Below are 14,040 nucleotides of genomic sequence, written 5' to 3' on the forward strand. Positions count from 1 at the left end.
GGGCATGCGCAGCGCGTGGGCTTCGACTTCGCTCAGCCCGAACGGACCATGGTAAGGCGTTATACCAAACCTCTCCTACCGCACCCCATCCATCCCCGGCCCGACATCCGCCGTCGGCAAATAGCGTGGCGCCACGCGCGCCTTGCTCGCCTGTTCGTAGACATAGCCAGCGCCGAGCAGCGTGCCCTCGCTATACGCTGTACCGATGAATGACAGGCCGACCGGCAGCCCGCGCACCAGCCCCATCGGCACCGTCAGATTAGGATAGCCCGATACCGCGGGCAGCTCGCTTGACGAGGGGCCGTTATACTGGTCGCCATAGACGCCGTCGATCAGCCAGCCAGGGCCATAGCTGGGTTCGACCAGTATCTGCGCATTCGCCTTGGCGAGCATCGCATCGATGCCCTCCACCCCGGCAAGCCGCTTCGATTTCGCCCGCGCGCCCAGATACTCCGGATCATCGAGCCCGCGCGTCTTTTCCGCCGCCTCAAAAGTTTCCTGCGCGAAATAGGGCATTTCCGTCGCCGCATTCACCACGTTGAAGGCCATCACCTCCTTTAAGGTCCGCGTCTTCACGGCAGCGGGCGTGGTCGCGAGATAGGCGTTCAGGTCCCCCTTCAACTCGCTCAGCAGCACCGCAAACTCGGCCGCGCCCAGCCCGTCGAGCTTGGGCATCTCGACATCGAGCAGCACTGCGCCCTGCGCCTTCAGCACGGCCAGCGCCGCATCGAATGCCTTGGCGAGATCGGCCCCCATGGTTGGCCGCCGCACTGCAATCCGAACGCCTTTCAGCGACGCACCCGCCAACCCGGCAGCATAATCGCGCTTGTACTTGTCGGCATTCTTGGTCACCGCATCGGCGGGGTCGCTGGCGATCATCGCCGAAAACAGGATCGCCGCATCGGTAACGCTCCGCGCCATTGGCCCCGGTGTATCCTGGCTATGGCTGATCGGCACGACATGCGTGCGGCTGACCAGCCCGATCGTCGGCTTCAGCCCGACCAGCCCGTTGATCGAGGACGGGCAGACGACCGATCCGTCGGTCTCCGTGCCGATGCCGACCGCCGCAAAGCTCGCGGCGATCGACGCGCCGGTACCGCTGGAGGAACCACAAGGCGTGCGATCAAGCGCATAGGGATTGCGCACCTGGCCCCCAACGGCGCTCCACCCGCTGATCGAATTGTTCGAGCGGATATTAGCCCATTCGGACAGGTTGGTTTTGCCCAGGATCACCGCGCCGCCCTTGCGCAGGGCCGCGACCATCGGCGCATCGCGCAGCGTGACATTGTCCTTCAACGCGAGACTGCCCGCCGTCGTCGCGATCGGGTCCTTGGTCTCGATATTGTCCTTCACCAGCACCGGTACGCCATCAAGCGGACCGAGCGCCTTGCCCGCTTTGCGGCGCGTATCGGCCGCCCGCGCCTGCGCCAGCGCATCGGGGTTGGTGGCGATCACCGAGCGCAGCGTCGGCCCGCTGCGGTCCATCGCCGCAATCCGGGCGAGATAGGCCTGGGTGATACTCTCGCTGGTAGCCGCCCCGCTGGCGATCATCGCCTTCAGATCGGCGATCGAGGCTTCTTCGACCTTGGGCGCCGTTTGCGCGACGGAGGGGGTGGCGATAGCAAGCAAGGCGGCGGTGAGCGGCAGAAGATGGTGGCGCATGAATTTCCCCAAAGACGTTGACGCAAACGTAACGGGACAAGGGCGGGGTGCAAGCCCCCCGCATGCGCCCTTTTTTGCGGTGTACCCGTTCGCCCAAAGTAACGGTTGAACTCTCAGACTTCCTGCCAAGCCAGCCGCTCAGGACGAAAGGGGTGAGACATGATCGGGCCTAGAGTTTAGCAGCCCCCCTTTAATCCTCCGCGGCCACCGTCACGCGCAGGCCATCCAAGTCGTTCGTGAACGGAATCTGGCACGACAGTCGGGAATTGGCGTCGCGGTCTGACGTGCTGTCGAGCAGATCGTCCTCGTCCGGACCCATCTTTGGCAGTTTGGCCGCAAAATCCTGGTCGACATGGACGTGGCACGTCGCACAGCTGGCGCAACCGCCGCACAGCGCGAGGATTTCATCGATGCCCGCATCGCGGATCACTTCCATCACCGACAGGCCGGCTTCGCCCGTGATCGTCCGTTCTTCCCCATTACGCATGACGACGGTAAGCTGCGGCATTCGATCCTCCAAAAGGCGTGTGTTGCGCCGCCTTGCCGCCTTGAGCGTGCGATTTCAAGGAAACACTCGATGGGCCTGACCGCCACGCAACTGACCGAGGCGCTCGATGCGCTGGCGGCGATCGAACCCGCTATGGCCCGTGCGGTCGAACGGGCCGGCTATCCCGAACCGCGCATTCGTGATCGCGGCTATGGCACGCTGCTCCGCACGATCATTGGCCAGCAGGTGAGCGTCGCCGCAGCGCAGTCGGTCTGGCGCAAACTGGAGTCGGAACTGGGCGATCTGAACGTGCCCGACAGCCTTGCCCATGCCAGTGACGATGTGCTGCGTGCCGCCGGCATGTCCCGCCAAAAGGCCAGCTATGCCAAAAGTCTGGCCGAGGAAGTCACGAGCGGTCGGCTAGACTTGCAGCACCTGCCTAACGACGACGAGGCAGCGATCGCCGCGCTTGTCAGTGTGAAAGGCATTGGTCGCTGGTCTGCCGAAATCTACCTGCTGTTTGCAGAAGGTCGATGCGACATCTGGCCAGCGGGCGACCTGGCCGTGCAGATCGAAATCGGGCGGATCATGGGCCTCGACACCCGACCGACAGAAAAGGCCATCCGGCTGATCGCTGAGCCGTGGCGTCCGCACCGGGGCGCGGCCGCGATCATGGCGTGGCATCATTACAAGGTGGATATGGCGGTGGTTTGAGGACTGCTCACCAAAACGGCGGAATCGACCGATCCGTTTGGGCTGAGCGAAGTCGAAGCCCCTGCGTAGCGCTTGCCCTTCGACTTCGCTCAGGGCGAACGGGTGTGGTGGTTTGATTCGGCACCAAGATCTTTACTTCACCGGCATCCACACCTGCGTCTGGCAGAAAAACGCAATACACCCCTTCACTTGCAGTCGGCCATCGGCCTTGCGCGTCAGGTAAGATTTATATTCCTTGCCCGCTTCAGGGCTGTAGATTTTACCCTGCCAGTCCTTCCCGCCATCGGTAAAATTGGCGAGGATTTGCAAGCCTTCGATCGGGCGGTTGCGCTTTGACGGATCGGGGTTGCGGAAATCGGTGGTCGGGCCTTTGGGGTTGGGTTTCAGCACCTTGGTCACGCGCCCGCATACGCCGTTTCCACATTCAGCGATCGTGACAATCGCCTTGCCATCGACGGTCAGCCATTGCCCCGTGATCGGCGTGGCGGCATGAGCGGCGGCGGGCAAGCTGAGGGCGGCAAGAGCAATCGCGAATCGCATGAACGGCTAATCCTTTGGCAAATTGGGCGCGGCCTACCCCATGAAAGGCAAGTGATGAACGGGAAATGGACGATCGGGATCATCGGCGGATCAGGCCTCTACGCGATCGATGGTCTGGCCAATGCCGAATGGCGCGATGTGTCCACGCCCTGGGGCGATCCATCCGATCAATTGCTGTTCGGGCAATTGGGTGATGTGAACCTGGTGTTCCTGCCGCGCCACGGCCGGGGGCACCGCATTTCGCCAAGCGAGCTCAACGCGCGCGCCAATATCGATGCACTGAAGCGCGCCGGATGCACCGATATCCTCGCCATCTCCTCGATCGGCAGCCTGCGCGAGGAGCTTGAGCCGGGACGCTTCGTGGTGGTCGATCAGTTCATTGATCGCACCGTCGCGCGCCTGTCGAGCTTTTTCACAACCGGGCTGGTGGGCCATGTATCGATGGCAGACCCGGTCTGCCCGCGCCTATCCACCCTTGCGGCACAAGCGGTGGCGACCGCGGGCGGCAAGGTAACCCATGGCGCGACCTATCTCGCGATGGAGGGGCCGCAATTCTCCAGCCGCGCCGAAAGCCTGCTCTATCGCCAATGGGGCGCCGATGTGATCGGCATGACCGCAATGCCCGAAGCCAAGCTCGCCCGCGAGGCCGAACTGCCCTATGCGCTGATCGGCATGGTCACCGATTATGATTGCTGGCGCGAAAGCGAGGCAGCGGTGGATGTCGCCGAAGTGATCGAACAGATGCACAAGAATGGCGATACCGCCCGCAAGACGGTCAGCGCGCTGATCGCGTCGCTCCCCGCCGAGCGCACCCCCTCGCCCATCGATACCGTGCTCGATTTCGCGTTGATGACCGATCCGGCGAAGCGGGACCCGGCCCTGTTGGCGAAGCTCGACGCTATTCTCGCGCGCGTGAATGGGCACTGATTCGCAGGCCGATCGTTCAGGCTGATCGGCAAATGTCGTTGGACGTGAGGCCCATTACCGGGTCTAGCGCGGAAAGCGGTACCTTGTACCCTTCCGTTTGGCCTGAGCGAAGTCGAAGGCCACGCGCATCGCCATGTGCTTCGACTTCGCTCAGCACGAGCGGTGCAGATAAAGTGCTCGACGACCTAGGAACATGAATGGCCCCACCCCCACCCTTTGACGGCGAATTCGGTGGCTTCGCGCACGGCATCGAAGAACCGATCGCGCGTCGAGTGACGCTCAGTGAAAGCTATCGAACCGTGGGCGTGCCCAAGGGCGCGGTCTGGTGGCGGCGGATGTTCGCGTTCAGCGGGCCGGGCTATCTCGTCGCGGTCGGTTATATGGACCCCGGCAATTGGGCGACCGATATCGCCGGGGGATCGGCGTTCGGCTATAAATTGTTGTCGGTTATCCTGATCTCCAACTTGATGGCGATGCTGCTCCAGGCGCTTGCCGCAAAGCTGGGGATCGCGGCTGGGCTGGATCTCGCCCAGGCGTGCCGCGCGCGTTATTCGCGCCCCGTCGGCCTGCTGCTCTGGGTGTTGTGCGAGATCGCAATCATTGCCTGCGATCTGGCCGAAGTGCTCGGCACCGCGATCGCGCTGCAATTGCTGTTCGGGCTGCCGCTGATCGCCGGGGTTGCCATCACCGCGTTCGATGTGCTGCTGATCCTGACGCTCCAGCAATACGGGTTCCGCCTGCTCGAAGCGTTCATCGTCACGCTCTTGATCGTCATCGCAGGCTGTTTTGCCTATGAACTATGGATCGCCCAACCCGATCTGAGAGCAATCGCGGGCGGCCTGGTGCCAACCACGCAGATCATCACCAATCCGGCGATGCTCTATATCGCGATCGGCATTCTCGGCGCGACGGTGATGCCGCATAACCTTTATCTGCATTCCTCGATCGTTCAGACACGCGCGTTCGACACCGACGATGCCGGCAAGCGCCACGCAATCCGGCTCGCGACAATCGACAGCAGCGTCGCGCTGGGCCTCGCGCTATTCATCAACGCGGCGATCCTGATCCTGGCAGCGTCGGCGTTTCACGTCACCGGGCGCACCGATGTGGCGGAAATTGGCCGCGCCTATGAATTGCTGAGCCCCACGCTTGGCGCGGGTGCGGCCAGCGTCGTGTTTGCGGTGGCGCTGCTCGCGGCGGGGCAGAATTCGACCGTCACGGGCACGCTGGCCGGGCAGATCGTGGCGGAGGGCTTCCTCGACCTCAAAATCCCGATCTGGCTGCGCCGGATGGCGACACGGATGCTGGCGATCATCCCCGCCGTCATCGTCGTCGCGCTGATGGGTGACCGGGGTGCGACCGACCTGCTGGTGCTGAGCCAGGTGATCCTGAGCCTGCAATTGCCCTTCGCGGTCGTCCCACTCGTCGCCTTTACCAGCGACCGCACGGTGATGGGCAATTTCGCCAATGCGCCCTGGGTGAAATGGGCGGCATGGGGGGTGACGGGGGTGATCATCACGCTGAACGTCACGCTACTGGCGAGTTTCCTATGATGGCGACGTCATTCATGCATTAACCCGTTCGGGATGAGCGAAGTCGAAGCCCAAGCGCTGCGCCTGCCCTTCGACTTCGCTCATGGCGAACGGTGGTGGAAGATAAGTCAACCTAATCGAATAGGTTTAGCGCCCTGCTCCCTCGATGGCGGTGCGGCGCTGGCGGCCCCATGTCTCTCGCCCGGTGAGGAAACTGTACCATCCCCAGGTCGCGCCGATATGACGGAGCAGCTGGAAGGTGAAGGGCTCAAGGATCGCGGCAAGAATGGCCCAGCCCATCCCCAGCCCCTCGGCCTGCCCGGTCCAGCGCGCGTAGAGCCGCAGCGACCAGAGGTGATAGGCGAGATCGAAGACGATCTTGATGATCATCACCACCAGGATCGGCCAGGCGAGCAGGAAGTTGCCGGTTACGACCAGCGTGACGAGGATGATGAACGCTGCGATCCCATAAATGGGCTGCACGGTGTCGAGCGTCTTGACGGGCATTTGCGCGGTTCCCAGCGACCCGAAATGCGGATTGCCGATCATGTCGCGATTCCAATATTGCGTCTGGAGATAGCCGCCGAACCATCGCCGACGCTGGCGCAGAAAGGCCATCAGCGATGCCGGCGCATCGGTGCGCGCGGTCGCCGCGCCGATTACCCGGATCGTCCAGCCGAGCCCCTGATCGGCGGCATGGCGGTGGAGCCGGTGGATCAGCTCATAATCCTCGACCATGCAGGCCGGATCAAAGCCGCCGACCGTGATTAGCGCGTCGCGGCGGAACGCGGCGAATGCGCCTGATATCAGCAACAAGCTGTCGACGCGCATCCACGCATAGCGCGACAGGAAGTTGCGGACATATTCATAGGTCTGGAACCACTGGAAAATGCGCCCGGATAACGTTGGGCCGCAAATCGGGGTCAGCACGCCGGTGGCTGCCATCAGTTCGGGCTCCTCGGCGAACGCCCCGCGCATCGCCGCGAGCGCGCCGGGATCGAGTAACGTATCGGCGTCGACCGTCAGCACCACATCGGTGTAGATCAGCTGGATCGCCGCGTTCAGCGCGCGCGCCTTGCCGCCATGCGGCAAGCGGAGCCAGCGGAGCGTCGACAGGTTCGGCGCGGGATCGCTGATCGCGCCAAGGGCTGGCATCGCCAACCCATAAAGCCGCATCAGTTCGGCCGGGGTGTCGTCGCTCGATCCATCATCGGCGATCAGGATCAGATCGGGCGGATCGCTCTGTGCGGTCAGCGTGTCGATCGTGATCCCAAGCACACGCGCTTCATTGTGCGCCGCGATGATAACGCCAAGGCTGGGCCGCGCCTGCCCAGGTCGCGCAATCGATAGGGTCTCTGATATCGGCTGCGCCAATCGATGCGTCTTGCTGGCGGTGAAGATCAGCAGGGCGGTATCATAAGCGATGTACACCAGTCCGACCGACCAACTCGCCAATCCGGTGCGGAAAAAAGCCTGTGCCACCAGCGCGATAAACAACAGCACCACCGATCCCATGATCGCATAGCTGGCGAACGGCACAGGTCGGGGCGTTAGTCGCGGCGATTGGGCGACGAGCGATTGGCTCATTGGGGTCATGCGCCGCTACTTTTTCCGATTTGTGATGAACACAGGCTTGCAACCAGCTAAGGTCGATGGCCACGATCGGCTAGTGCCGCAGTGCAATATAGAGTAGGAATTCTGCATGGATGAACGCCGCTATACCAGCCTTGCGATCTCGCTCCACTGGCTTGTCGCGATCGGCATCGTCCTGAACGTGTTCCTGGCGCTGACCTGGGAATATTACCCCGATGAATCTGTACGCCCCGCGATTAACTTGCACAAATCGGTGGGCATCACGGTGCTTGGCCTTGCCATCATGCGGCTGTTGTGGCGGCTGACGCACCGCCCACCGGCGCTGCACAGCGGTTATCAGAAGTGGGAAGTGCAGCTGAGCCACTTCACCCATTTCCTGCTTTATGCCATCATCTTCGCCATGCCGCTGACCGGCTGGATCATGGACTCGGCATGGGACAAGGCAGCGGAAAACCCGATGTTCCTGTTCGGCGCGTTCGAATGGCCGCGGATCGGCTTCATCATGGCGATGGACCCGGCGAGCAAGAAGGCGATCCATGACAGCTTTGGCGAAGCGCATGAATATATCGCGTTCGTGCTGTACGCGCTGGTGTTCCTGCACATCGCCGGCGCGCTGAAGCATCAGTATTTCGACAAGCAGCGCGAGTTGCAGCGCATGTGGTTTTCGGGAAGCGTCGAATAAAAACGTCCCTGCCGTACGACGTCATCATCCTGGGCGCGGGTGCCGCCGGGCTGTTCTGTGCGCAGGTCGCCGGGCAGCGCGGACGACGCGTGCTCGTGATCGATCACGCCGATGCACCGGGCAAGAAAATCCTGATCTCAGGCGGTGGGCGGTGCAATTTCACCAACACGGGCACCACGCCTGAACGGTTTCTTTCGGCCAACCCGCATTTCGCCAAATCGGCGCTCAGCCGCTACACCCCCGCCGATTTCATCGCGCTGGTCGAATCGCATGGCATTGCCTGGCATGAAAAGACGCTCGGCCAGCTGTTCTGCGATGGCTCGGCGAAACAGATCGTCAACCTGCTGCTCGACGAATGCGCGCGCGGCCGTGTCGATCTCGCGCTGGGCGAGCCGATCCGCGCGGTGGCGCATGCTGATGGCCAGTTCCGGGTGCAGGTCGGTATTCGGACCGAAACGGCGCCCGCGCTCGTGATCGCCACCGGCGGGCCGTCGATCCCCAAGATGGGCGCAACCGGCTTTGCCTATGATCTCGCCCGCCAGTTCGGCCTGAAAGTCGTCGAGCCGGGCCCGGCGCTGGTGCCGCTGACGCTGGGGGCAGATGAAGCCCTGTTCCAATCGCTATCCGGCGTCGCGACCGAGGTCGTCGCGCGGTGCGGCAAGGCGGCCTTCCGAGAGGCGGCGCTGTTCACGCACCGTGGCCTGTCCGGACCTGCCATCCTTCAGGTTTCAAGTTATTGGCGGCACGGCCAGCCGATCGGCATTGATTTTCTGCCCGGGCAGGCGCTCGACTGGCTCGTCAACGCCAAGCGCGCGCAGCCGCGATCGACGCTTCGCAGCATGATCGGTTCAGCATTGCCGGGCAGGCTGGCCGAGGTGCTGGCGGAGCGGATCGGGGCCGCGGGCGAGCTGGCCAACGTGCCCGATCGGCTGCTGAGTGAAGCCAGTGCGCGGCTCCGCAACTGGCAATTCGTGCCCAATGGCAGCGAAGGCTTTGCAAAGGCCGAAGTGACTGTGGGCGGCATCGCCACCGATGGCTTGTCATCGCAGACCATGGCCGCGCGGACCGTACCGGGGCTCTACGCCATCGGCGAGGCGGTCGACGTGACCGGGTGGCTGGGCGGCTATAACTTCCAATGGGCCTGGGCGAGCGGCCATGCGGCCGGCATGGCGTTAGCGAGCGGGCGGGCGTGAAAAATTGGCCCGGCAGCACCTGCCGGGCCGAGGTTGTGGTGTCGAGGGAGCTTCCCCTGCGTCACACCGCTATATTCCTACTAAAAACGTAGGAAATCAAATAGCGAAGGAACTGTTTGCATCAACTGTCGCTCAGACCGGCGCAGTTTACGGGCGGCTTGTCGAATGCCGTCAGCGACAATGCCGAATAAAGCCTCGCCATTGCCCGAAATCAAAGAAGCCGCACCGCTGGTTGGCGGCGCGGCTTCTGATTTGATCATTGGGTCCAACAGATCGGCAAGTCGCCATTCTGTCAGGCCCATGATGAATTACATTGCGTTGGTTGCTTCAACGGCGTTGGTGTCCATCGCGTTGGTGTCCATCGCGTTGGTGTCCATCGCGTTGGTGTCCATGGCGTTCATGTCCATGGCGTTTGCGTCCATGGCTTCGACTTCGTTCACGGCAGCCGTGTTGTTCGTGTCAGCAGCAGGCGTGCAAGCAGCGAGGCCGAGCGTGGCAACTGCGATCAGCGACGTCGTAATGATCTTCTTCATGGACTTACCTCCATCTATAAATTTTGGTCGTTCCCCGGGCACACCATATGCCCCAGCACCCGACCCCCTCGGTGTCCAAAATCCCTTTGTCGCAATCCATACACGATTGATAGGAAAAAGTGCATTTCGGCCCGCATTTCGTCGCATTTCCTACAGCCTCACTCGCAAACGCGGCGTTGGAACGCGGATAAGTTAATTATTTTGACATCCGACAAGGCCATGTTCGCTGCCTAGATTATCCCTCGAAGGCTCCGCCCCCTGATTCGCGGCACCTAGCACTATTGCTTCTGGCTCAAGCCGGCACCGATTCCAGCGCTTCGCTCGCCTCCAGCCACGCGGCCTCAGCGATCTCCAACTTCGCCTCGACCTCACCCCGGCGCTGAGACAGCTCGCCCATCGACAGTTTCGCCAGCCATGGCTCCGCGCCCGACGGATCGAACATCGCCCGGTCGATCGCGCTGCGCTGCGCCGTCAGCTTCACCACCAGCGCCTCGGCCTCATGCGCTGCCTTTTTCAATGCCACCGCGCGCTCGCGCTCCTGCGCTGCGGCCTTCTTGTCCTTCTTCGAGCCGCCACCCTTGGCCGAACCGCCATCGCCCTTGGGCTGGTTCCGGCCCAGAATCAGGTCGGTATAATCGTCGAGGCTACCGCCATATTCCTGCGCGGTGCCGGCATCGACCAGCACCAGCCGATCGGCGGTCAGCTCGATCATGTGGCGATCATGGCTGACGACCACGACCGCGCCGTCATAGGCGTTGAGCGCCTGTACCAGCGCCTCGCGCGCATCGACGTCCAGATGGTTGGTCGGCTCGTCGAGGATCAGCATGTGGGGCGCATCCCGCGTGATCAGCGCCAACGCCAGCCGCGCGCGCTCGCCGCCCGATAGCTTGCCGACCTTGGTCGTCGCCTTCTGCCCCGAAAAGCCGAATCGCCCGAGCTGTCCGCGCACCGCCGCGGGCGACTTATCCCCCATCAGCCGCGACATATGCTCGAGCGGGGTATCGTCGCCGTCCAACTCCTCGACCTGATACTGGGTGAAATAGCCCACCCGCATCTTGCCCGACTTGGTCATCGCGCCGTCCATCGGGGCGAGTTGGGCGGCGAGCAGCCGCGCCAATGTCGTCTTGCCATTGCCGTTGCGACCCAGCAGCGCGATCCGGTCATCGGGGTCGAGCCGCAGGTTCAGCCGCTGAAGGATCGGCTTCTCGCCATAGCCGACGGTCGCCATGTCGAGCGTGACGAGCGGCGGCTTCAGTTCATCGGGGCTGGGAAAATCGAAGCTGAGCGTCGGATCCTCGGCCATCGCCGCGATCGGCTGCATCTTGGCCAGCATCTTCTGCCGCGACTGCGCCTGCTTCGCGGTGGAGGCGCGGGCCGAATTCTTGGCGATATATTCCTGCAGCTTGGCGCGCTGGGCATCCTGGCTCGCCCGCGCCGCCGCCAATTGCGCCGCGCGTTCGGCCCGCTGACGCTCAAACGCGTCATAGCCGCCGGCATAAAGCGTCACCTTGCCGCCCTCCAGATGGAGGATGTTGTCGACGACATTGTTGAGCAGATCGCGTTCATGGCTGATCACCACCATCATGCCCGGATAGGCCTTCAGGAAGCTTTCGAGCCAGAGCGTCGCTTCGAGATCGAGATGGTTCGACGGCTCGTCGAGCAGCAGCAGATCGGGTTCGGAAAACAACAGCGCGGCGAGCGCCACCCGCATTTTCCACCCGCCCGAATAGCTGTCGAGCGGGCGCTGCTGCATTTCCTCATCGAAACCAAGCCCGACCAGAATCCGGGCGGCCCGCGCCTCGGCGGTATAGGCGTCAATCGCCTCGAGCCGCTCATAAAGTTCGGCAACGCGGTCCGGATCGACGCAATGCTCGGCCTCGGCGAACAGCGCGGCGCGCTCGGTATCGGCATCGAGGACGGTCTCGATCGGGGTGCGCGTGCCGTGCGGGGCCTCCTGCTGGAGATAACCGATCCGCGTCTTGCGCGGCATCTCAATCTCACCGTCATCGGGATCGAGCGCGCCGATCATCACCTTCATCAGCGTGGATTTGCCCGCGCCGTTGCGCCCGATCAGCCCGACACGGCTCTTCGCCGGCAAGGTGGCGCTTGCACGTTCCAATATCGTGCGACCGCCAAGCCGCACCGTAATGCCGTTGATATTGAGCATGGCGGGGCGCGTACCACGGGTTGCGGTTTCGCCCAAGGGGTGTTCGCACGTGCAGCAGATTTGGGGGTGGTGCGGGGCGCGACGAGGGCGAAGTTGCGGGGTGAAGTTGCGGAAGTTGCGGGTCTCCATCTGATTTTGATGGAGGGGCGCAACTTTGGGTGGGCGGCGCGGCGATAGGTGATGAAAGTGATGACCCGGGTGAAAAATCGTGAGGGCGCGGAACGTCGCGCAAGGGGGATGAGCGGATCGAAACGCTCAACCGGATGGGGATGCGACGATGATAAAGAGCGGATGGTGGCTTTTGCGTAGAACGAAATAATCGTAACAAATCTGCGGGTTGTAGGAAAGGTTGATCACGCCATTTGGCGGCACCATGGTCCAAATCGGGTGCCGGACCAATCAAGTGTCGCCGATGCCTGGACGTCGAGCGCACGCTCGACGCCCAGGGAGGGAGAAGCGCTATCGGTCCGCAAAGCTCGCCTTGATCTCGTCGGCGACGAGCGTCGCGTTCTCATCAAGGACGAAGTGGCCGGCATCGAGCCAGACGAGTTTGGCCTTTGGCAAATCCTTCAGGAACGCGGTCGCGCCAGCTTCGACGAAGAACGGATCATGCTTGCCCCACAGGATCAGCGTTTTGGGATGATGCTGGCGGAAGGCGGCATGCCAGATGTCGTACAGCGCGACATTGGTCTTGTAGTTTTCCAGCAGGTTGAGCTGATAGGCATCGGTGCCGGGGCGATCGAGCAGGGCCTGATCGTGCGTCCAGTTATCGGGGCTGATCGCGGCCGGGTTCTTCGCGCCGACGGTGTACTGGAACTGCGTGGTGTCGGCCTGGAGAAAGCTCCGCGCGCCTGCTTCCGACTGGGCATCGCGGTGCTCCCATAGTGGCAGGAAGAGTTGTTTGGGCTGATCGCCCACGCCTTCCATATAGGCGTTCGCATTCTGGATGACGAAGCCCTTCACCGCATCGGGGCGCTGGGTGAAAATGCGGAAACCAATCGCTGCTGCTGGGGAAGCCGTGCAGCAGGATGATCGTCGGCAGGCTGGGATCACCGGCTTCGCGGTAGAAAACCTTGCGGCCATTGACGGTGGCATAGTGATAGCTGGTCTGGGGCATTGAAATGGCTTTCCTGGTGGGGGCCACGCGGGTGGCAGCGGCATTGACGGGGGTTGGTGCGGTGAAGGCGGTCGCCAACACGATCGAGGCGATCGACACGGCATGGATGAGGGGCAGACGCCGGGACATGGTCGGGGCTCCTTGCGGAATTTCGGGGACGGGGTGGCGGGCGCTGCAGGGGATGGGCAGCGCCCGCCGGGTTGTGCTGTCGTCGGTAGCCGGGGTTCAGGCGGCCTTCCGGGCTTCAACGACGGGGAAGTCGATCTCGGTCTGGAAGACTTCGTTGAAGAAGTTGGTCCAGCTGTTGAGCGCGACATGCTGGACGATTTCGATCACCTGCGCGTCGGTGTAGCCAGCGAGCTTAACGGCCGCGAAATCGCTGTCGGTAATATGGCCGCGATCCTTGGCGACCTTGGCAGCAAAGCGGACGGCGGCGTCAGCCTTGGGGTCGTTCGACGCGCCATTGCGGTTGGCGGTGATCTCGGCATCGTCGAGCTTGGCGAGGTTGCGACCGAGATAGGTGTGTGCCGAAAGACAATAGCTGCAGCCATTCACTTCAGCGACGGCAAGCGCGATCCGCTCACGGGTTGCGGCAGGCAGCGTGCCCTTGCCGAGCGCGCCCGACAAGCTGAGATAACCTTCGAGTGCCTGGGGGCTGGTGGCGATGGCGCGAAACATGTTGGGAACGCTGCCGAGTTGCTTGGCAACAGCATCGAGCAGCGGGCGCGATGCTTCGGGGGCATCGGCAACGGAAGCGGGGGTAACGATACGGGTCATGGCTTGGGTCCTTGTGCAACTGGCCGTGCTGGCCGGTGACCCGTAACTAAGTGCTTCCGTTTTCAGAGAGCAGGCGCTATTTTTGAGACATTACCTTCCACAATATGGAATGTTCA

General features: G+C 62.8%; 15 protein-coding genes. 6 read left to right on the top strand and 9 right to left on the bottom strand.

Annotation, left to right across the window (positions count from 1 at the left end; genetic code table 11):
* Positions 1-75: 75 nt before the first annotated feature.
* Positions 76-1,662, bottom strand: coding sequence for an amidase (locus tag B7Y49_RS07395; protein WP_374126938.1), 1,587 nt, complete (start codon positions 1,660-1,662; stop codon positions 76-78).
* 190 nt (positions 1,663-1,852) lie between these two features.
* The gene (locus tag B7Y49_RS07400) at positions 1,853-2,170 is read right to left on the bottom strand and encodes a 2Fe-2S iron-sulfur cluster-binding protein (protein WP_374126939.1); all 318 of its coding nucleotides are present in this window, start codon (positions 2,168-2,170) and stop codon (positions 1,853-1,855) included.
* Positions 2,171-2,239: 69 nt separating this feature from the next.
* Here B7Y49_RS07400 and B7Y49_RS07405 point away from each other — a divergent pair, with 69 nt between their 5' ends.
* Positions 2,240-2,863: a DNA-3-methyladenine glycosylase gene (locus B7Y49_RS07405; RefSeq protein ID WP_374126940.1), complete on the top strand. Its 624-nt coding sequence runs from the start codon at positions 2,240-2,242 to the stop codon at positions 2,861-2,863.
* A gap of 132 nt (positions 2,864-2,995) precedes the next feature.
* Here B7Y49_RS07405 and B7Y49_RS07410 read toward each other — a convergent pair whose 3' ends face one another.
* The gene (locus tag B7Y49_RS07410) at positions 2,996-3,403 is read right to left on the bottom strand and encodes a DUF2147 domain-containing protein (RefSeq protein ID WP_374126941.1); all 408 of its coding nucleotides are present in this window, start codon (positions 3,401-3,403) and stop codon (positions 2,996-2,998) included.
* Between the two features lie 54 nt (positions 3,404-3,457).
* Between B7Y49_RS07410 and mtnP the strand changes: the two genes are divergently transcribed.
* Both mtnP and B7Y49_RS07420 read left to right on the top strand, forming a co-directional pair.
* Positions 3,458-4,330, top strand: a complete 873-nt coding sequence (gene mtnP / locus B7Y49_RS07415) for an S-methyl-5'-thioadenosine phosphorylase (protein WP_374126942.1) — start codon at positions 3,458-3,460, stop codon at positions 4,328-4,330.
* A 197-nt stretch (positions 4,331-4,527) separates the two neighbouring features.
* Positions 4,528-5,883, top strand: a complete 1,356-nt coding sequence (locus B7Y49_RS07420) for a divalent metal cation transporter (RefSeq protein ID WP_374126943.1) — start codon at positions 4,528-4,530, stop codon at positions 5,881-5,883.
* 126 nt (positions 5,884-6,009) lie between these two features.
* Here the strand turns inward: B7Y49_RS07420 and B7Y49_RS07425 are convergent, their stop codons facing one another.
* A complete protein-coding gene (locus B7Y49_RS07425) occupies positions 6,010-7,449 on the bottom strand; it encodes a glycosyltransferase family 2 protein (protein ID WP_374126944.1) in 1,440 nt (479 codons plus the stop codon).
* 115 nt (positions 7,450-7,564) lie between these two features.
* On the opposite strand from B7Y49_RS07425, the gene B7Y49_RS07430 reads away from it, so the two are divergent.
* The gene (locus B7Y49_RS07430) at positions 7,565-8,137 is read left to right on the top strand and encodes a cytochrome b (protein ID WP_374126945.1); all 573 of its coding nucleotides are present in this window, start codon (positions 7,565-7,567) and stop codon (positions 8,135-8,137) included.
* Positions 8,113-9,330, top strand: coding sequence for an NAD(P)/FAD-dependent oxidoreductase (locus B7Y49_RS07435; RefSeq protein ID WP_374126946.1), 1,218 nt, complete (start codon positions 8,113-8,115; stop codon positions 9,328-9,330). Before B7Y49_RS07430 ends, B7Y49_RS07435 begins: the two co-directional genes overlap by 25 nt.
* Before the next feature lie 80 nt (positions 9,331-9,410).
* Here B7Y49_RS07435 and B7Y49_RS07440 read toward each other — a convergent pair whose 3' ends face one another.
* The 4 genes from B7Y49_RS07440 to B7Y49_RS07455 all read right to left on the bottom strand — a co-directional run bounded on the left by B7Y49_RS07440 (position 9,411) and on the right by B7Y49_RS07455 (position 12,993).
* The gene (locus tag B7Y49_RS07440) at positions 9,411-9,590 is read right to left on the bottom strand and encodes a hypothetical protein (RefSeq protein WP_374126947.1); all 180 of its coding nucleotides are present in this window, start codon (positions 9,588-9,590) and stop codon (positions 9,411-9,413) included.
* A gap of 48 nt (positions 9,591-9,638) precedes the next feature.
* A complete protein-coding gene (locus B7Y49_RS07445; protein ID WP_374126948.1) occupies positions 9,639-9,863 on the bottom strand; it encodes a hypothetical protein in 225 nt (74 codons plus the stop codon).
* Between the two features lie 292 nt (positions 9,864-10,155).
* Complete coding sequence (locus tag B7Y49_RS07450; RefSeq protein WP_374126949.1) at positions 10,156-12,030, bottom strand: ABC-F family ATP-binding cassette domain-containing protein; 1,875 nt, start codon at positions 12,028-12,030, stop codon at positions 10,156-10,158.
* A 459-nt stretch (positions 12,031-12,489) separates the two neighbouring features.
* A complete protein-coding gene (locus B7Y49_RS07455) occupies positions 12,490-12,993 on the bottom strand; it encodes an alpha/beta fold hydrolase (RefSeq protein WP_374126950.1) in 504 nt (167 codons plus the stop codon).
* Between B7Y49_RS07455 and B7Y49_RS07460 the strand changes: the two genes are divergently transcribed.
* Positions 12,977-13,150 (top strand): hypothetical protein, encoded by a 174-nt coding sequence (locus B7Y49_RS07460; RefSeq protein WP_374126951.1) that lies wholly within the window; start codon positions 12,977-12,979, stop codon positions 13,148-13,150. The two genes, B7Y49_RS07455 and B7Y49_RS07460, sit on opposite strands and share 17 nt — an antisense overlap.
* 222 nt (positions 13,151-13,372) lie before the next feature.
* Here the strand turns inward: B7Y49_RS07460 and B7Y49_RS07465 are convergent, their stop codons facing one another.
* Positions 13,373-13,924 carry a carboxymuconolactone decarboxylase family protein gene (locus B7Y49_RS07465; RefSeq protein WP_374126952.1) on the bottom strand — a complete coding sequence of 184 codons (552 nt, stop codon included), beginning with the start codon at positions 13,922-13,924 and terminating at the stop codon, positions 13,373-13,375.
* Positions 13,925-14,040 lie beyond the last annotated feature (116 nt).

Origin of the sequence: Sphingomonas sp. 28-62-11, assembly GCF_002278865.1 — a bacterium.
Classification (GTDB): domain Bacteria; phylum Pseudomonadota; class Alphaproteobacteria; order Sphingomonadales; family Sphingomonadaceae; genus Sphingomonas.